Annotated in this window: 17 protein-coding genes; 8 read left to right on the top strand and 9 right to left on the bottom strand. The window is 35.5% G+C overall.

The window, feature by feature from the left end:
• The first annotated feature begins 24 nt into the window (after nt 1-24).
• The 3 genes from DEU39_RS15240 to DEU39_RS15230 all read left to right on the top strand — a co-directional run bounded on the left by DEU39_RS15240 (nt 25) and on the right by DEU39_RS15230 (nt 3,737).
• On the top strand, nt 25-1,173 hold the full coding sequence (locus tag DEU39_RS15240) for a glycosyltransferase (protein ID WP_120232520.1): 1,149 nt from the start codon (nt 25-27) through the stop codon (nt 1,171-1,173).
• A gap of 11 nt (nt 1,174-1,184) precedes the next feature.
• Complete coding sequence (locus DEU39_RS15235; protein WP_120232519.1) at nt 1,185-1,739, top strand: serine O-acetyltransferase; 555 nt, start codon at nt 1,185-1,187, stop codon at nt 1,737-1,739.
• A 504-nt stretch (nt 1,740-2,243) separates the two neighbouring features.
• On the top strand, nt 2,244-3,737 hold the full coding sequence (locus tag DEU39_RS15230) for a phosphoethanolamine transferase (protein WP_120232518.1): 1,494 nt from the start codon (nt 2,244-2,246) through the stop codon (nt 3,735-3,737).
• A gap of 11 nt (nt 3,738-3,748) precedes the next feature.
• Here the strand turns inward: DEU39_RS15230 and DEU39_RS15225 are convergent, their stop codons facing one another.
• Nucleotides 3,749-4,354, bottom strand: a complete 606-nt coding sequence (locus tag DEU39_RS15225) for a DUF2306 domain-containing protein (RefSeq protein ID WP_183037426.1) — start codon at nt 4,352-4,354, stop codon at nt 3,749-3,751.
• 120 nt (nt 4,355-4,474) lie between these two features.
• The gene (locus tag DEU39_RS15220; RefSeq protein WP_120232516.1) at nt 4,475-5,608 is read right to left on the bottom strand and encodes a helix-turn-helix domain-containing protein; all 1,134 of its coding nucleotides are present in this window, start codon (nt 5,606-5,608) and stop codon (nt 4,475-4,477) included.
• A 377-nt stretch (nt 5,609-5,985) separates the two neighbouring features.
• On the opposite strand from DEU39_RS15220, the gene DEU39_RS15215 reads away from it, so the two are divergent.
• From DEU39_RS15215 to DEU39_RS15195, 5 genes are all read left to right on the top strand, one after another.
• A complete protein-coding gene (locus tag DEU39_RS15215; protein WP_062673386.1) occupies nt 5,986-6,654 on the top strand; it encodes a carbonic anhydrase in 669 nt (222 codons plus the stop codon).
• Nucleotides 6,655-6,675: 21 nt separating this feature from the next.
• Nucleotides 6,676-6,975, top strand: coding sequence for a hypothetical protein (locus DEU39_RS15210; protein ID WP_089692794.1), 300 nt, complete (start codon nt 6,676-6,678; stop codon nt 6,973-6,975).
• A 148-nt stretch (nt 6,976-7,123) separates the two neighbouring features.
• Complete coding sequence (locus DEU39_RS15205) at nt 7,124-8,716, top strand: SulP family inorganic anion transporter (protein ID WP_062673382.1); 1,593 nt, start codon at nt 7,124-7,126, stop codon at nt 8,714-8,716.
• 51 nt (nt 8,717-8,767) lie between these two features.
• Nucleotides 8,768-9,403 (top strand): carbonic anhydrase, encoded by a 636-nt coding sequence (locus DEU39_RS15200; RefSeq protein WP_034691487.1) that lies wholly within the window; start codon nt 8,768-8,770, stop codon nt 9,401-9,403.
• 246 nt (nt 9,404-9,649) lie between these two features.
• Nucleotides 9,650-10,573, top strand: a complete 924-nt coding sequence (locus DEU39_RS15195) for a hypothetical protein (RefSeq protein ID WP_120232515.1) — start codon at nt 9,650-9,652, stop codon at nt 10,571-10,573.
• Nucleotides 10,574-10,669: 96 nt separating this feature from the next.
• Here the strand turns inward: DEU39_RS15195 and pth are convergent, their stop codons facing one another.
• From pth to mfd, 7 genes are all read right to left on the bottom strand, one after another.
• Nucleotides 10,670-11,233: an aminoacyl-tRNA hydrolase gene (gene pth, locus DEU39_RS15190; RefSeq protein WP_062673378.1), complete on the bottom strand. Its 564-nt coding sequence runs from the start codon at nt 11,231-11,233 to the stop codon at nt 10,670-10,672.
• Nucleotides 11,234-11,321: 88 nt separating this feature from the next.
• On the bottom strand, nt 11,322-12,254 hold the full coding sequence (locus DEU39_RS15185; RefSeq protein ID WP_062673376.1) for a hypothetical protein: 933 nt from the start codon (nt 12,252-12,254) through the stop codon (nt 11,322-11,324).
• Between the two features lie 99 nt (nt 12,255-12,353).
• A complete protein-coding gene (locus tag DEU39_RS15180) occupies nt 12,354-13,229 on the bottom strand; it encodes a hypothetical protein (protein ID WP_120232514.1) in 876 nt (291 codons plus the stop codon).
• 152 nt (nt 13,230-13,381) lie between these two features.
• Nucleotides 13,382-14,119: a hypothetical protein gene (locus tag DEU39_RS15175; RefSeq protein ID WP_062673372.1), complete on the bottom strand. Its 738-nt coding sequence runs from the start codon at nt 14,117-14,119 to the stop codon at nt 13,382-13,384.
• An 8-nt stretch (nt 14,120-14,127) separates the two neighbouring features.
• A complete protein-coding gene (locus DEU39_RS15170; protein ID WP_120232513.1) occupies nt 14,128-14,955 on the bottom strand; it encodes a hypothetical protein in 828 nt (275 codons plus the stop codon).
• On the bottom strand, nt 14,955-15,776 hold the full coding sequence (locus tag DEU39_RS15165) for a hypothetical protein (RefSeq protein WP_062673368.1): 822 nt from the start codon (nt 15,774-15,776) through the stop codon (nt 14,955-14,957). Before DEU39_RS15165 ends, DEU39_RS15170 begins: the two co-directional genes overlap by 1 nt.
• A gap of 371 nt (nt 15,777-16,147) precedes the next feature.
• Entirely contained in the window at nt 16,148-19,516 is a 3,369-nt protein-coding gene (gene mfd, locus DEU39_RS15160; RefSeq protein WP_120232512.1) for a transcription-repair coupling factor, read from the bottom strand.
• Nucleotides 19,517-19,708 lie beyond the last annotated feature (192 nt).

Below are 19,708 nucleotides of genomic sequence, written 5' to 3'. Positions count from 1 at the left end.
AATCATAAAATAGAAAAAAACAAATTGAAAAAGAAAAAACTCCTCATTCGTATAGGTTCATTGCGTCATGGTGGTGCCGAGAAAGTATTAATCAACTTTTTGAAGAATCTGCCTGCCGATAAGTATGAAGTTGATCTTCTGGTAAATCTCTATTCAGGATTATACATTAAAGAAGTTCCGTCATGGGTAACACTATACTATTTGACGAAAGGAGAAATGATTACCACCAACAGGCTGCAGGACATTCCTGTGAAAGCCTACAGGGTTCTTTATCAGAAAATGTTTCTTTGGTTCCCTTCCCTTCTCTATAAATATATTTTAAAGAATAAAAAATATGATGTAGAGATTGCTGCCATCCATGCGATGCACCAGGAAATTCTCTCCAGCCCTCAAAAAGATTCGAAAAAGATTATCTGGGTACAGAATGATATTTTCAATTTAAAAGAATACACTCCGGAAGTGATCAGACAGTTTTTCAGGTTTGATAGAATTCTGGTCATTTCCAATAAACTTCAGGAAGGAATGCATGATTTGGCTAAAAACGAAGCTGAAAAAGCATCTGTGATTAAAATTTTCAATCCGATTGACAAAGATGATACATTAAGAAAGGCAGACAGTGAAGTAAATGACTATCCTTTCAACAATGATCTTCCCACTTTTGTAACCGTAGGAACCGTATACCCTCAGAAAGGATACGACAGATTGCTTAATGTGCATAAAAAACTTATTGATGAAGGGTTGAAACATCAGCTTTTGATCATTGGTGACGGGTATGATTTTAATAATATTCAGGATCAGCTCAATAAACTTGGTCTTCAGAATACTGCAAAAATGCTTGGTTTCAGCAGTAATCCTTACCCTTATATGAAAAAGGCGGATTTCTATATTATGTCTTCACGACATGAAGGATTTCCCACCATCATTGCTGAAGCACTTATCCTCAATAAACCTATTTCTGCAACAGATATTTCCGGCATCAGGGATCTTCTGCAGGATGGAAAACTGGGCAATATCACTGCCAATTCCGAAGAAGGGATTTATGATGGAATGAAAAAGTTTCTTATTGATAAAGATATAACTGAAGAATACAAAAAACGAATTTCGGAAACCGAGCTTCCGTTTGTTCTGGAAAAATCTGTGGAACATCTTCAGAAAATAATTGACGAAGTATAAAAATATTGACGATGGCTGATTATTCAATCATTCAAAAAGACTTTTACCGGGAAAGCGGAAAATGGCTTTCCACTTTTCAGATATGGAAAAAGTGCATCAATCCCAATCTCCACTTTGTTTACATTCTGAGAAAAGCACAGAAGTATCAGAAAACCCCTCTTCTGAATACTTTCTGGAGGATTATCCTGAGACATTATCAGATCAAATATGGTTTTCAGATTTATCCTGAGACTCAGATTGGTGAAGGTTTTTATTTAGGGCATTTTGGAAGCCTTGTGATCAATCCTAAAACAGTGATCGGAAAAAACTGCAACATCGCCCATGGCGTTACGATAGGACAACAAAACCGTGGAAAAAATGAAGGATATCCGGTTATTGGTGATGAAGTATGGATTGGTACCAATGCCGTTATTGTAGGAGGAATCACTATTGGAAATAATGTACTGATTGTTCCCAATTCTTATGTCAATTTTGATGTTCCTTCCAATTCTGTTGTCATAGGCAACCCTGCTAAAATTATCCCTACCGCCAATGCTACGATGGATTATATCAACCGTAAAGTATAGGAACTCCAACAGTTATCATAAAAATTCTACTTGTATTTATCGGTAATTTCGTGTACATTTGAAAAAATTGTATTGTTTGATTATAAAACGGATACACCATCATCCAATTTCATGTAAAATATCCCATTTTATTATCCGGATGACATCTATCCTTCGATACAACTTGTTTTGAAAAAAATCGCTTAATATTAAAAACACAACTCCAGTTTATTACTAATTAAAAAAATAATTTTTGATGAAAAAAATGCAAATTCAATTCTCTCCATTCCTACCTATACAGTCAACTCTATAATACGGAAAAACGACCGCTACAAACTGTAACAACTTAACTTCAAAAGTTTCTTTTTGAGTTGACAATACCTGCAATATATAAGAATTATTATCTGATATTAATTCTTTTCATGCACTCCATGATTCTGATATTCCGCAGGCTCGTATTCAGAAAAACTTTAAAGAAGATGATATAAAAATTTATTTTAACTGCACAGAAACATATATACAACCATGTTCAAAAAGATAGTTCCCATTCTTCTCATTATAATATACCTGACAGGTTTTTTGATCTCATTCCCTTACATCTTTGATAATCTTTTCGGAGCTGAAAAAATGGACAGTATCCGGAATATTTTTGAGTATGGAATTATGTTTTGTTCGTTTCTGGTATTTAATGCATTGCTTTTTAAGAATAAGTATACGTCTGTAATTGCTTTTATTCTCTGTTTATTATTAAGCATTAACTTTCTGATATCGGTATCCTGTTTTCTTATTTATCATTCCGGATTTAATGTAGGAATGGCTATCAGTATTCTGGAATCTAATCCGGATGAAGCGATGAGCATGTCTTATATGTTTATTCTTCCGGGCATTTTGTTTTTCGTTTTTCTGGGAATGGTAATGTACTCGGTGGATTATCTTAAAAAAAATATAGTTAAGGTTGATGCTAAATTTATCATTATAGCATTACTGTGGCTTGTTTTACCATTCGGATATCACCTTAAACATACCTATATAAGTAATAAAGGAGGAGGCAGGATGATTAAGAATGTATACTATCATTTATCTGATTTCAATACCGCTTTGAATATACAGAGAGATATCAACGCAATAAAAAAGAATGTTCCGGTTTTTAATATCAAAAAAATACAGCCAGGAATAGAAAATGTAATTCTCATCATTGGAGAGTCTGAGAGAAAGCAGAACATGTCATTATATGGCTATAACAAGAAAACAACTCCTTACACGGATGAGCAGGCAGGAAATATGATGATTTTTGACCATGCTATTTCTCCTGCCGGCATCACCAACCTGAGTGTCCCGCTGATGTTGTCCAGTATCCATCCTGATGAATTCAGATATCGTTATGATAAACTATCCTATAATATCATCAATATGGCGAATCAAAGCGGATACAATTCTTTCTGGCTGAGTACACAGGCAAGCGCAAGAGGAATTACAGCCATCGCTTCCATGTCTAAAAATAAAAAGTGGGTAAACGGCTATGATGAAGTAATTGTTCCTGAGCTTCAAAAAGTTATTCAGAAGAAGGAAGATAAATTTGTAGTTCTTCATATTATGGGAAGTCACCCTAATCCATGCAACAGACTTCCTTCTAACTGGAACTCCGGTGATCTGAATTGCTATGACAGCTCTATCAAATACACGGACTACGTTTTCAAAAATATATTCAGTACGCTGAAAAATACCAATTCCGTAGTCATCTATGCTTCAGATCATGGGCTTAAGATACAAGGCGACAAATTATTGCATGTAGACTCTAAGGAATCTACTCAGGTACCGTTTTTTGTTTGGTTTGGAGATAAAGTACCTGCCAACTATAGAATTACAGGACATGAAACCAAGCAGACCCAAACCACTTATATCTACCCCCTGATTATGAAATATATGGGTCTTGAAACGCCCCTACATTATAAGAATGAAGGAAATAAATACCTGAACCTGGAAATGAAAAGTATGGATTATAACACACTGCCAGAGTAAAGCCTATTCTCTTATATTGCAACTGTTTTTTTATTGATAAAATAAGCAACTAACAAATTTGGAATCCAGCACAGCCATGCTACGACAAGATAAGACAGCATGGGATCTCCTGTAATATTTTTTAGTAAGGGAAGCCATAATCTCAATGTTACTGCAGCAAAGGTACAGGCGTAACTATAAGTCATCAGTTGCTGATGTCTGATAATATTTCCTTTCCTTATTTCTGCTAAGGCAGCAAGAGTTGTAAGTAACCAGATCAATCCTAAACAGATAAACCCCATCGCTGAAACCAGCCCTCCATTGGCATAAAATCCCATATAAATAGCTGAAACAGAACTTAGTGTCACGGCAACTACATAAAACATTCCGATATTCCGGTGGATTCTCATGTATTGAGTCCGAAATGAACGACCAAACTGACGCCAGCCTACAAAAAGAGCCAGCCCTCCGAAAGTAATATGGGTGAAAAATGCTGTTTTCCAGATCATACTGTGGAGTAATTCAGGAGATTTCGAACCCAGAAAAGTATATTTAGATTCGAAGAAGGCATAAATAAGAGGATAAGCTCCAATCAGTAATGCCAGTACTCCCATCATCACAAATAATATTTTTTTCATAATACCCGATTATTTTTCTGTAAAAATGAGGATTATAAAAGGTCCAATTGTTCCAAAATGAAAGGTGGAACATGTTTATAAATCATTATAAATAAACCTCTTGCCCAATTCACCAGCAAATCATTCCATATTAATCTCTATGCTTTGGCTTTTTAGAAATTCTCTGGGTGAGCAGTTCATATATTTTTTAAAATTACGGTTAAATGACGTTTTAGAATTAAAGCCACTCTCAAAAGCTAGTGAAAGAATAGTATACTTTCCGTTGTCAGGAAGTACTGCAATCCTTTTAAACTCTTCAATCCTCTGACGATTGATATAATCATAAAAATTTTTATTTTCAATGGAATTAATTGCCTGAGAAAGGATATTAGGATGAACCTCCAGTAAGGCAGCAGTATAATTCAGATTCAGTTCGGGATCTTTATATAATTTTTCTTTCTCCATCTTCTTCACAAGCTTTTCGTAAACAGCCATGATAACATCTTCTCCGGGAGAATTCCTCTGATATTTTACCGTTTCTTCGTTTGTTTCTTTTTCATTTACTATACCTTCTGCTACAGGCAAGTTCAGAATTCCAACACGACTGATGCCAAAATATGCAGCAGCTACGATAAACAGAACAACTATGAAAAAAATAAGTATATCATTTCTAATGATCACTGCAACCCATATCAAAGCTAATCCAGCAATAAGATAATAGAGCCAGCTGAGATTTATCTTCTCTGTATTTGAATATTGGTCAGAAATCTCTTGCGTATATTTTCTGACAGCAAAAAAACTTAATGCAATATATAATACTCCTGATAATATCATCATGTATTTGATAACATTGCTTATTAATTGATATTGTTTGCCTCCGCTTTGATAAATGGCAAGTCTTTCCCATGGTGACAACATCAATAGTTTAAATAGCATGAAAAAGACAATCAGAACAGGAACAAAATGTAGCAGCCAGGTCTTTTTTCCCGGTGCTTTCCCTGTAACACAGAGAACATAAATATATAACATTGGGCCATGAATAAAGGGAAAAATAACTTCATAGCCCAGAAAATAAGGAAACTTTATATAGCCTCCGGAAAAAAATAGAATAAATAAGATAAGATGTATTCCTATCACCAGAAACCAGGCTGCCAGAACATAATCAGCTGTTATCTTTTTACGTTTTCCAACAATCAGAAATGAAGAGAAACAGGCGATAAAGACTCCTGCCAGATAGAATACCGATGGTAAAGATTGCAGACCAAAATCAGGCATCAGATAGAGGGATTAATAAGAGCTTTAAATTATTCATTTTTTAGCATACACAAAGTCTTTTTATTAAGTATTTCAAAAGAAACAATGGAGACTACCTAAATAATTAAGAATATTTTAATTCACAAACCATAAATTTTAATTTATACTTCGTAATTTTATCCTGGTTTTTTAAACGTTTGGATTTCCTTATAGATCCCAATAGCTGTAAGATAAAGCATATCGGAATATTAGATATGATTTTAAGCATATTTTAATATTAAACTTTGTTAAAAGTGATTTATTATTTAACAAAAAGTATATTTTTGCATAATTATTGATTTGGTCTATTGATTTTGGAAATAATTTAAACGAAATAAATAATTATACATTTTAAAATTATGTCACAATCGTACAAGGTTATTTTCGAAAACAATAAAAAATGGGTAGAGTCCAAAGTAGCTGAAGATCCAAATTTCTTCCATGAACTTGCTAAAACTCAGCATCCGGATTATCTTTATATAGGATGTTCAGATAGCAGAGCTACCGCAGAAGAGTTGATGGGAGCCAAACCTGGAGAGGTATTTGTTTACAGAAACATTGCCAATGTTGTTAATACTTTAGATATGAGTTCCACAGCAGTTATTCAATACGCTGTAGAACATCTGAAAGTGAAACACATTATTGTTTGTGGACATTACAACTGTGGTGGTGTAAAAGCAGCGATGACTCCTCAGGATCTGGGATTATTGAATCCATGGTTGAGAACCATCCGTGATGTTTACAGATTACATCAGGCAGAACTGGATTCTATTCAGGACGAAAACAAGCGTTATGACAGACTTGTAGAACTTAATGTTCAGGAGCAGTGCATCAACGTAATCAAAATGGCCTGTGTACAGGAAAGATACATTTTAGAAGAGTATCCTATTGTTCACGGCTGGGTATTTGACCTTAGAACAGGTAAAATCATTGATCTGGAGATTGATTTTGAGAAAATCTTAAAAGACATCCAAAAGATCTATAATCTTACAGGTTCGGATTGGGTGATGAGCAGAAAGACTAATTAGTTTTTCTAAAAAGAATGTAAAATGAAATTCTGGAGTATTATTGTATTAACGTTTTTTCTGAATTTTACAGCACTGCCAAGCATTGCTGCTGTTGCGGGCTGGGATATTGCGAGAACGAATATAATAATCAATGAAGAAGAGCCTCATTCTCATCCATCCTCATTCATTGTTTACGAAAAGACCATTCCGAAACCTTTAGATGTATTCGATTATCTGAAGTTTTCAGAACCAGATGTTCAGGGTGTGTCTTTTGTTCTGATTGATGATTCTTTTCATCTTTCTCCTTTACTTACTATATTTTCCCCTCCTCCGGAAGCGTAAACTCCTATAGTTAGATTTTTTTGATACCATTTCCATATCATTTTGTGATATCGGATACACATGTACTTTAAAAATTATTTTTTCTCAACTTTTTATAATTGACTTATTTAAAAACAAATAAGCCGGTTATACTTTACAGCTTCACATTATGAAAAAGACATCATTAATAGGAGGAATCAAGGAAAATTTTCCTTCAGGACTCGTGGTATTTTTAGTAGCACTTCCGTTGTGTTTAGGAATTGCTTTAGCATCAGGTGCTCCTCCATTATCCGGTATTATTTCCGGTATCGTTGGCGGCCTGGTAGTAGGAATCATCAGTAATTCAAATATTTCAGTTTCAGGGCCTGCTGCAGGTCTGACAGCTATCGTTTTAACAGCAATAACAGATCTAGGTGCATTTGAACTTTTTCTTTGTGCAGGGATTATTGCAGGACTTATTCAATTGGTTTTAGGGTTTGTAAGAGCCGGAAGTATTTCCAACTATTTCCCGAATAATGTCATTGAAGGAATGCTGGCTGCCATAGGAATCATTATTATTTTAAAACAGATTCCACATGCATTAGGATTTGACAAAGATTATGAAGGTCATGAATCTATTTTTGATAATGGCCTGAATTTCGGATATTTTACTGAACTATTTGGAGCGATCCATCCGGGTGCCATTGTTATTACTTTAATTTCTGTAGCGATCCTTATCGCATGGGACAAAATCCATGTACTGAAAAGGATGAAAATGCTTCCGGGTGCATTGGTTGCCGTAATTGTAAGTATTCTTTTAAATCAGCTCTTTAAGATGTCCGGAAGTTCTCTGGCTATCGAAACTCAACATTTGGTTTCTTTACCTGTTCCACAGTCTTTTGATGATTTTAAAAATCTGATCACCACTCCGGATTTTAATGGTTTCACTAATCCAAAAGTATGGATCGTAGGAGCAACAATTGCCATTGTAGCATCTATTGAAACTTTACTTTGTATTGAGGCTTCGGACCGATTAGACAGACAAAGAAGAATTACAGATACCAATCTTGAGCTCAAGGCTCAGGGAATCGGAAACCTTGTAAGTTCTTTTATAGGTGGTCTTCCCATGACTTCCGTGGTAGTAAGAAGTTCTGCCAATGCTAATGCGGGAGCAACCTCTAAAATGTCTACTATTATCCACGGGGTATTCCTATTAATTTGTGTACTTTCTATTCCTGTTATTTTAAATTTAATTCCATTGGCAACATTAGCTGCGGTATTAATCCTAGTAGGGTATAAATTGGCAAAGCCGGCAACATTCAAACATTTCTGGCACTTAGGAAAATTCCAGTTTATTCCATTTGTGGCAACTGTTGTAGCAGTAGTGGCAACAGACCTGTTAAAAGGTGTAGGAATTGGTCTTATGATCTCCGTTTTCTATATTCTGCAAGGAAATATGAAAAGAGCTTATTATTTAAGCAGAGAAAGACTGGATGATGCAGATGGGATCAATATTAAACTTGCTGAAGAAGTATCATTTTTAAATAAGGCAGCCATCAAAAAAACACTTAAAAATATAAAACCCAACTCTACAGTTATTATTGATGCGAAGAGCACTTCCTACATTGCAACCGATGTACTGGAAATGATTCAGGACTTTGCCAATATCCGTGCAAAGGAACAAGACATCAATGTAGAACTGATAGGCTTTAAAACTTCATACAGAGATTACGAGAGAAGTGAGGATTCCCACATTTTGGTTACTCACAAAAGAGCCATGTAATCCCAATAATTAATTAATTTTTTTAACTTTAAATTCGAAAACAATAAAAATATGAAAGCACATACATACGAAACACAGTCAACTATTACTCCTGAGAAAGCATTAGAATTCTTAAAAGAAGGAAATCAGAGATTTGTAAACAACCTTAAGGCAAACAGAGACCTTCTTGAGCAAGTGAATGCAACACGTGAAGGACAATGGCCTTTTGCAGTAGTTTTAAGCTGTATAGACAGCCGTACTTCTGCGGAACTTATCTTTGATCAGGGATTAGGAGATGTTTTCAGTATCAGAATTGCCGGTAACTTTGTGAACCAGGATATTCTGGGATCTATGGAATTCGGTTGTAATGTTGCGGGTTCTAAGCTTATTGTAGTCTTAGGACACACCAAGTGCGGGGCTTTAAAAGGAGGTCTTGACGCTGCACAAATTGAAGGACTGGGAATGGATAACCTGAACCACCTGATCAATCACTTCAACCCTATCATCAATGAGATCATTGAAGAGAATGAAGAACGTTCATCAAAAAACAGCTCACTTCTTGAAAGGCTTAATCATCAAAACGTAAAAAGTGCGATTGAAGATATCCGCAAGCAAAGTTCAACACTTAAAAACCTTGAAGCTGAGGGTAAAATTAAAATCGTTGGAGCCAACTATGATGTTGAAACAGGTGCAGTAACCTGGTTATAAGAAGTAAAAACTCTTTAAAATTCAATTATAATTTACACAAAATGCCATCGGAATCCGGTGGCATTTATGTTTTATTATATATCATCATAAAATAAGATAATTATAAACCTATTTTATCAATAAACTAGGTTAAACCGCAATATATTTCATTTTTAAAAGGGTTTGTTTTAATTATCTAAAAATAATTATATATTCGTGCTCTCGAGAAAATACCTCAATAAACCATGACTACCAACTCAAAAAAGTATGATTTTTCCCAAAGCAAAAAAAATAGCCAGAGACCTTGGATGGCATAAAACAAGCCATAAGGTATTCGGACTTTACAAAGGCTATTTTTTCAATGTTTCAGACGCAAGTATAATACATACTCCTCAATACAAATATGTTTCAGTAACAACTGGGAATTTAACAGAGGAACAAAGACAACAAATCAAAACAGAGTTAACGGGAAACAGAAAAAAATTAAGATTCACCCTCTTTGAAATTAGAGAAAATACTATTTTTTTCAAATTCACAGAAAATATAATGCCTACTAAAATCAGCACTGTTTATGCTTTGTTTGACTTTGTGGTTGGTTTGTTAAAAAAACTCAATGTGCCGGAGCAAAACCATTGTCATAGCTGTGAAACAAATGAAAGTATTCGCTATTACGACCTTAACCATACTGGTATACTCCTTTGTGATCATTGTTTTCAACAGACAGATGATAAATTCTATGAAATAGAAAAGACAAGAATTTCAAAAGAGAAAAATTATCTGACAGGATTTTTAGGAGCCATTGTTTTTTCAATTCCTGCCATTATACTTTGGGTCATACTTGCTGTATATTTAGGAGAAATTTCCTCAGGAATGGCATTTGTTATTGCTCTTCTTGGTTTTTTAGGCTATGATTATTTCAAAGGATTTCGTGGAAAACTGACAAGATATATTATCTTCTTCACAAATATTGTAAGCATATTTATAGCCAATGTTATTACTGTAATTGCTTTATTGGTAAAACAAGGGCTCACCATTAATCAAGCGATATTTGAGTTTCAAAACAACCCTTCAGCAAATGAAATATTTATGCAGAATAGTATTGTATCTTTTTTATTATCATTCATTCCTTGGATGTGGGTATTTATCAGGAAAGAAGATAAATTAATTATAAAACCAGCAGAAAAATTTTAAAAAACATATAAACAAATGACTGCCTTACAAACAAGCCAGTCATTCAATTTTATAAGCTATATTCTAATTTCAGTTCTCTTTTATCACTTTGTGGAATTATTTTCCGTTAAATGCAGACATTGTATTATTCAATCCCGCAAATACGAATGAAAGACTAGCCTTAGAAAAGGTTTCAATTCTCTCTTGAAGCTTTTCTGATTCTTCGTCATTCCATGTTCCTAAAACATAATCTACCTGTCTTCCTGCCGTAAAATCTGCAGAGATTCCGAAGCGCAGCCTTGCATAATTTTGAGTCTGCAATACTTCATTAATATTTTTAAGCCCATTATGTCCGGCATCAGACCCTTTTCCTTTCATTCTTAAAGTCCCAAAAGGCAAAGCCAGATCATCGGTAATGATCAGTACATTTTCCAAAGGAATATTTTCTTTCTGCATCCAGTACTTCACTGCATTACCGGAAAGATTCATATAAGTATCCGGTTTCAGGACAAAAACTTTTCTGCCTTTGTGCTTTCCTTCTGCCAGCCAGCCAAAGTTGGAGGTATTGAATGATACTTCAAGGGTTTCCGCTATTTTCTCAGCTACTTTAAATCCTATATTATGTCGTGTATTTTCATATTCAGAGCCTTTGTTACCAAGCCCGACAATTAAATATTTCATCAGAAATTTTTTGCAAAATTAAGGTATAAAAAATAAAAAACTCAATCTTAAGAAAGATTGAGTTTGAATATTGTTAAAAAAAATTCTTCTATTGTGGTTTATAGATGTAATTAACGCCATATCCTTTTGTCATGTAAGTCTGAGGATCGTAAACGTAATTGGTACTCTTCACAATCGGTGTTGGAATCGGTGGCGTAAGATCTGTTACAGACCATCTCTTAGGGTTGTTTGGAGATAAGATGAGACTTTCTTTATCATTGATTATCGTAGATAATAATCTTGAAATTTTATATACGTGTGGCAGCAATGTGAATGGGCTTACCTGCTCATCATAGGCATAATATTCGTAGCTGTATTTTCCGGTAACAGCACCAAACGATCCACCAGTCATTGTTCCGTAGTATCTTACTACTTTAGATACATTGTCTCCTACATAAGTATAACCTGTTTTAGAATAATCTGTGAAGTTAAGCGGAGCTCCCGGAACATCCGGTCCGTTTCTCATAATAATTGAATCCAGTTTTCCTGTAGCAGTACTGTATTTAACCTGATAAGCAGTTTTCTCTTTTTTCAATAATGTCTGTGGTCCTACAGGTCCTCCAGGTATTACAGGCGGAGTTCTTCTGAAGGTTGAACGGTTTTCAGAAATCAGCTGCAGTTTGTTATTGTTTGCATAAGTGAACAATTGAGTGTATGATACACTGTCTTTATCTAGTTTTCCGTTTCCGTCAAGATCAAGGAAACCGTTAAAATTAATCTGACTGATTTTATCACCACTGTACATAATATCAGTGATGGAAGCACTGTCTGTGATAACTTTAGTCACAAGAAGTCCGCTGTACTGATATTCTGCGATCGTATCTTTATCTGTAATTTCTCTGTATAATGCTCTGGGGCCGCTTAAGCCTCCTGTATTGTTAAGATCCAATAATGGATTTCCATCCTCATCCAGCATATCCTTGCAGGAATGTATTGAGGAAAAACCTGCGATGAGTAAAATAAAATAGAAAATTTGCTTCATTTCCTTGTAATTGATTATTTTTTTGACAAATATAATTTTTTTTTGCCTAAAAATTATATTATTATTTATATTCTGGTAAGATTAATAACTATATTTCTTCTATAAGTTTTTATAGGTAAAAGTTACATTCTGATTTTTTTCAACAACTACATACCCTTGATTATCATAAGAATAACTTTGAGAGGTATTAACAGGAGTAGCTGGTGATGGCAATTCTATAAACATAGAAGTAGGATTGTTCGGAGATATTTTATAGAATTGAGCAGGGTCGATCAGACTTCGCGTGATGAAATACACGGACGGCAGTGTATAATACGGGCTTTTCTGAGCGTCATAGTTCTGAAAACTAAACTTGCTTATTACTGCTGTACTCATATTCGGGTTTCCATTGATATCCAACAGACCTTTGGAGCGAACAACCTGAATCAGATTTTCTCCATTATATACAAAAGAATAATCAATAAATTTGTTATAGGCACTGATTCCTCCTTCTTTTCTCTTCTCAAGAATTTTAGTAAGTCTGCTGTTAACCGGATCATAGGTAAATGTATAGTCGCTTACAACAGAAGCAGATGGAGTTGCCCCCGTTGCTGTAGAAGTAGCATTATAAATCTTTTTACCTGTAGCGTCAGGAACAATATTAAATTCATAAGTAAGGCTGGATGCTGCTGAACTTACATATTTAATTTTTGTGATATTTTTGTTGGTATATGTTACTGTTCCCGTATAGTAAGCACTTCCTGTAAAAGATTCATCTTTAGATACTGCGGTCTGCAGATCTCCGGTTACCGCTGTTGTAACATATTCTTCCTGAGAAACATTATTCGAGCTAACCTTCGTTAAAATCTTTTTAGGAGGAGTTCCTTCATCAGGATTCGGGATGGATTCTGTGGGATCTGAAGTTGTATTACATGCTGTCAGCAGCCCAAGAAAAGCAATACCGGCAAATATTTTAAAAAAATAGTTTTTTACCATATAGAATTTTTTTAGCTTGTCCAAATATAATTCAATTTTCGATAATACACTTTACTTTATCCGAACAAATTCACAAGAAATAGAGTTAATAAACAAAAAAAATCTAAAAACATAACGTTTTTAGATTTCCTATTATTGTATGATGATGAAAATTAATAAGGTTGCAATATAGATGTTGTCAAAACAGACTGTGACATATCGCTGTTGAGAAAGGCAGTATCAACAGCTCTTCCTATCCCAAGAGTTGTTCCGGAAATAGCTCTTTTTATACAGGCTACTTTAACAGAATACTGATTCTTAGGAGTAAGATTAGTAAGAGTAGCATTAAGATTAAAAATCTTATAAGCACCGCTGTCTCCCAATAACACATCTGTTCTCACTGCTCTAAGGGCGTTATCAACAAAAACTCCACAGGCAAAACTCGCAGAATTTGTTCCCGTTTTCTGAATCGTCGTCTGAAATGAGAAGGTAGCCTTATTCGTACCATTGGTTACGGAGAATGTATCCACAGTTCCAGGAATTACAGTCCAGCCTCCAGTCAGGGCTTCCCCGTCAGTATAAGGGTTGGTTGCCCCGCTACTTCCAGAAAAACTCACTCCAACTTTATCAGAAACTGTATTGATGGAAAACACAGACATACTACCCTGTCCATCTGCAATTTTAATGGCTTTCCAGTCGTTGGCACCTAAATCAGTATTATTGTGAAATATATCACCAGCCGCTCCGGCAGACCCTTTTAATACATCAGTTCCTCCTGTTCTTAATTCTTTTCTGATATTAAGATCTCCGTTTACATCCAGCATGTTAGTCGGATTAGGAGTATTAATACCCACTTGGGCATTTGTTGCAACAGCTAATAAAAATGATGTTACAAATAATATTTTTTTCATAATCCGTCTTAGTTTATAATGGTATTAAATACTTCCGGAACTTCATATACGTCAACTTTAAGAGAAGACTGTGATATAAAGCTATTGATATTGCTATACACATTAGTACCTATAGTAAGGGTATTTCCTGCACCCGAAGCACCATAAGAACCCAGTCTTGTACAGGCAACGTAAACCAAATGATTTCCCTGGGAAAGATTATCTACAATTCCGATCTGGGTATGAGTAAGGAAAGGATATGAAGTGGTAATAGCCTTTAGGTTTCTCTGTCTCAGGTTGACCAGTTTATCATCCACAAAGATACCGCATGCATAATCTATGGAATTGTCTGTACTTCCTGCTCCCCCAAAATCTGCCTGTACCACAGTTTCAAACTGAAAATAAGCCTTACTTTGTGTACTGTAAACGGTGATGGTTTGTGAAAGTCCGTTTATTTTCTTAAAATTTGTAAGTGTACTATACTGCTTTCCCTTCGTAAAAGTACCTCCTCTTGAGTCCATGCTTACCGAAGAGTTTTCTGAAGAAGAGAAAGTAATCCCTACTTTATCTGAAAAGGAATTATTGTATATAAGGTAAAATTTATTGGGTTCGTATTCAGGAATACGGAGTGATTTCCAGATAGGAGCAAAGCCTTCTCCCTGCGAAACTAACAGCTGATCATTATTTCCTTGAAATAATGAATTATCAGTAGCATTCTGGACAGCAATTTTATTTCTGAAATTAACGTCTCCGTTTACATCAAGTGTTGCTTTTGGGGCTTCTGTTTTTATTCCTACCTGAGCCGTTGCCAAAAGACCTATGCTAAGAAGCAGCGTTGATAATAGTTTTTTCATCATTAGTTGTTTTTATAACTCACGTATTCGATAACATCCATTTTCATCGTAGATTCCAATGTAAAAGCACTGGAAGCACCATTGGAGGCTTCTACATTTCGTCCAATTGTAAATTGTGAAGTAGAGCTTGATGTATCAATCTTTCTGCATGCAATTTCAATATTGTGAACTCCTACAGGAACGTTCTGCTCCGTATAATTAAGAGTAAAGATATAATCCTGAAGACCCGCTTTTCCACTGTTGTTGTTGGAAGCAATTCTATCCGGACGTACCGCTACCAATGCACCGTTTCTGAAAACGCCACAAGCAAATCTTACATTCTGTATTGTTGTAGAAGAGGCTGCTTTCATTTCAATACCTGTCTGGAACTGATAGGTAAGTCTGTTCTTTCCATTTTTGATGGTAAAAGTATTGTCGAGTCCGCCTATTTTTTTCCAGTTGCCTTTTGTGATATCATTAATGTTATCTCCAACATTGTTGGTGTAGACACCATCACCAGCGATACCATCCGTAAGTGAATTAATACCCGTTTGATCCGATGACAGATAAGAATTAATCAGCTTATACTGTCCCTCTTCCATAAAGGAAACATTCAAAGATTTCCACACAGGAGGCAAACCCTCACCTTGAGAAACCAAAACCTGGCCATTCAACCCGGCATCTCCAGCCTGAGTTGAACTACCGCCTACTCTAAGTTCTTTTCTTAAGGTGGTTTTTCCGTTCACATCAAGAACAGATTTGGGTTTTGCAGTACCTATTCCCACCTGTGCGTTAGCGTAGAACGAAAAAAGTCCAGCCACGCAGCAATGTATAATTGTTTTCATAATTAAGGACTGCAAAGTTAAGCAACGAAGTCCAAAAAATTCCAGTTATACATCTATAAACCTATAGAAATAAACACATTAGAACATAGAATTAATAATACTAAAAAGTAGAATTATTACTACATAACTCTACTTTCCATGTATAAAAACAGCTAGACAACATCTCAAACCCTTACTGTACGGGGATTTACAGGATTTTTTTTATCATTAGAGAGTGATTTCACCCCCTCAAAAACAGCCTTAATTCTCTTCAATAGGAATATTACAAAAGAAAAACATGATAACAATCACAAAAAAAACGTGTAAAAATTAATCTTTTTACACGTTTCTAATAATATTATGATACTATTTCCAGTAAAGGAAAAATAAATTTAGTCATGTTCGATAATTGCTTTCAACAATAGATTGACTTCATCTACATTTTTCACCCTTTCTTTTCTCATCATCAACTGATTACCTTCTTTTCCTGACTTCTCCTTAAGCTGGGCTTCAGTCGGATTTCGGGTCAAATAATTAATAATATGTCGGAATCTGTCTGTCTGGTAAAACTTATCCTGAGGATTCCCTGGGAAGTACCCTAAAAACACTCCGTTTTTCATAACAATCTTTTCAAAACCTATATCAGAAGCAAGCCACTTCAAAGAAACACTCTTCAAAAGATTGACAGCTTCTTTCGGCAATGCTCCGAAACGGTCAATCAGCTCCAGCTCAAACTGATGAAGATCTGCTTCATTAGTGATTTCAGCAATTTTCTGGTAGAGCAACAACCTTTCTTCTGTGTTCGAAATATACGAATCCGGCAACATCAGCTCTAAATCCGTATCAATATTAACATCCTTTACAGATTTGAAAAGTTTTTGTCTGTCTTCTTCATTTTCAAAAAGGCTTTCAAAATCAGCATCATCTTTTAGTTCTTCTAAAGCTTCCTGCATTAGTTTCTGATACGTTTCAAAACCCATTTCATTGATAAACCCACTTTGTTCAGCACCCAAAAGATCTCCGGCACCACGGATCTCCAGATCTTTCATCGCAATCTGGAAACCGCTTCCCAGATCTGAAAACTGTTCAATAGCTTCCAGACGTTTTCTGGCATCAGAAGTCATCATGTCATAAGGAGGAGTGATCAGATAACAGAATGCTTTTCTGTTGCTTCGCCCTACCCTTCCTCTCATCTGGTGCAGATCCGCCATCCCAAACCGATGTGCATCATTGATAAAAATAGTATTGGCATTCGGAACATCTACCCCACTTTCTACAATGGTAGTAGACACAAGAACGTCGTATTTCCCTTCCATAAAATCCAGTACATTCTTTTCAAGCTGTTTTCCTTCCATCTGCCCATGTCCTGTAATTACTCTCGCATCCGGAACCAGCCTCTGAATAAGCCCTGCAATATCCTTCAGGTTTTCAATTCTGTTATTGATAAAATATACCTGACCGTCTCTCTGAAGCTCATAAGAAACCGCATCACGAAGCGTTTCCTCATTGAATCCGATTAACTGTGTATCTACAGGCTGTCTGTTTGGCGGTGGTGTTTTGATAACGGATAAATCCCTTGCAGCCATTAACGAGAATTGTAAAGTCCTCGGAATAGGAGTCGCCGTAAGCGTCAGGGTATCCACATTATTCTTCAAGGTTTTCAATTTATCTTTTACTGAAACCCCGAACTTATGTTCTTCATCAATAATCAATAAACCAAGATCTTTAAACTTCACCGAACTGCTTACCAATTGATGCGTTCCAATGATAATATCTACTTTTCCGTTCTTTAAAGCCTCTAAAGTCTCAGATTTCTGCTTGGCTGTCCTGAATCTGTTGACATAAGCAACATTTACCGGAAAATCTTTTAGCCTTTCTTTAAAACTTCTGTAATGCTGAAAAGCAAGAATGGTTGTAGGCACTAATACTGCAACCTGCTTTCCATCTGTAGCGGCTTTAAACGCCGCCCTGATCGCAACTTCCGTTTTACCGAAACCTACGTCACCGCAGACAAGCCTGTCCATTACCGTATCCGCTTCCATATCTCTCTTTACATCTATGGTAGCTTTTTCCTGATCCGGAGTATCTTCATAAATAAAGCTGGCCTCCAACTCGTTCTGCAGGTAGGAATCTGGAGTATAAGCAAAACCTTTCGCCGTTTTCCTCTGGGCATATAATTGAATAAGGTCAAAAGCAATCTGTTTAACCTTCGCTTTGGTTTTCTGTTTTAAAGATTTCCATGTTGGAGATCCAAGTTTACTCAAAACGATCTCTCTTCCATCCGGACCGTTGTATTTCGAAATCTTATGCAAAGAATGAATGCTTACATATAATAAGTCTCCGTTTTTATAGGTCAGTTTGAAACATTCCTGAATCTTTCCATCATTATTCACTTTCACCAATCCCATAAATTTCCCGATTCCATGGTCAATGTGAGCGATATAGTCCCCTATTTTCAGAGACATCAGGTCTTTCAGGGTAAGCTGCTCAGATTTTGCAAAAGTATTTTTCGCTTTATATCTCTGATAACGGTCAAAGATCTGATGATCTGTATAGACCAGCAGTTTGTGTCCATTATCTACAAATCCTTCATGAAGTTCAGACTTAAAACTTTTAAATGGAAGCTCATGTTCAAGCTCTTCAAAGATAGACTCCAGCCTTTCTTTCTGTTTTTCTGTTGAAAAAGAAATCCAGGTATCAAATCCTCCATTCTGCTTTTCTTCAATATCTTCAATCAGTAGTTCAAAGTTTTTATGAAAAGAAGGCTGTGGAAGCTGTTCCATTTTAACTTCGGTTACTTCTTTCAATCCTTCAATGATTATTCCTCCAAAATCAACTGTTTTAAATTTTTTATAATCAAACAGAAACTCCTGATCAGAAATAAAAAGTTCCTGCGGAGTCCTGTGGGCAATATCTTTACTTAATGTATCATATTTTTCCAAAGACTTTTCGTAGAATGTTCTGATCTTCTGCATTCCCACCATTCCGTTTTTGGAAACCACAAAACTTTCTTTAGGCAATAATTGCAACAGAGATACCCTTGTTCCCGTTACCGAAAAATTCATATTGGAAACCAGCTGGAAATCTTTTACTTTATCTACCGAAAGCTGTGTTTCGATATCAAAAGTTTTAATACTTTCCACTTCATTACCGAAGAAGGTAATTCTATATGGTTTTTCGTGTGAATAGGAAAACACGTCTACAATTCCTCCTCTCACAGAAAACTCTCCCGGTTCGGAAACGAAATCAGCCTGCTGGAAATGATAATGATTAAGCAGTTCATCCACAAAATCAAAATCCAGCTGATCTCCCACTTTAATATGATGGGAAATTGCTTTAAAATCTTCTTTTTTCAAAACCTTTTCAGATAAAGCACCGGCATAAGCCACAATCACTTTTGGAGATCTTCCGGAATTAATTTTATTAAGAACCTCAGTCCTTAACACCAGGTTGGCATTTTGAGTCTTTTCCACCTGATAAGGTTCAAGATGGGTGGCCGGAAAATACAGCACTTTATCCTTACCCAGAAGATCTTCCATCTCTGTATTGGCGTACAATGCATCTTCCTTATCATCTACCAGATAAAGAATATTCTTCTTCTGAACCAAAAAAAGCTCAGCCACAAAAATAGAAACTGAAGATCCTGCACTTCCTTTTACAGCTATATGCTGGCTGTTTTCTAACTGGGTAAAAATTTCTTTCCCAAACTCTTTCTGCATAAGGTCTGGAAGGAACTTTTCATTGATGGATTTTAACTGCATAAATACTAATGGTATAAACGAAAAAAGCGATTTCGGGAGTTTTCCGAAACCGTTGATGATGTACAAAGGTACGGATATTTTTTCTCTTCCTTAGAAAAAGAGAAAGACTGAAGGTTTGAAATGAAGGACTTAGCCTCATAAATCTTAATTTTTTACAATTTTATCTAATAACCTGTTAAAAAAATTCAACTA

Origin of the sequence: Chryseobacterium sp. AG363 (assembly GCF_003610675.1) — a bacterium.
Taxonomy (GTDB): Bacteria; Bacteroidota; Bacteroidia; order Flavobacteriales; family Weeksellaceae; genus Chryseobacterium; species Chryseobacterium cucumeris.
The sequence above is the reverse complement of the archived record's forward strand: the minus strand, read 5'-3'. Positions and strand labels throughout refer to the sequence as shown.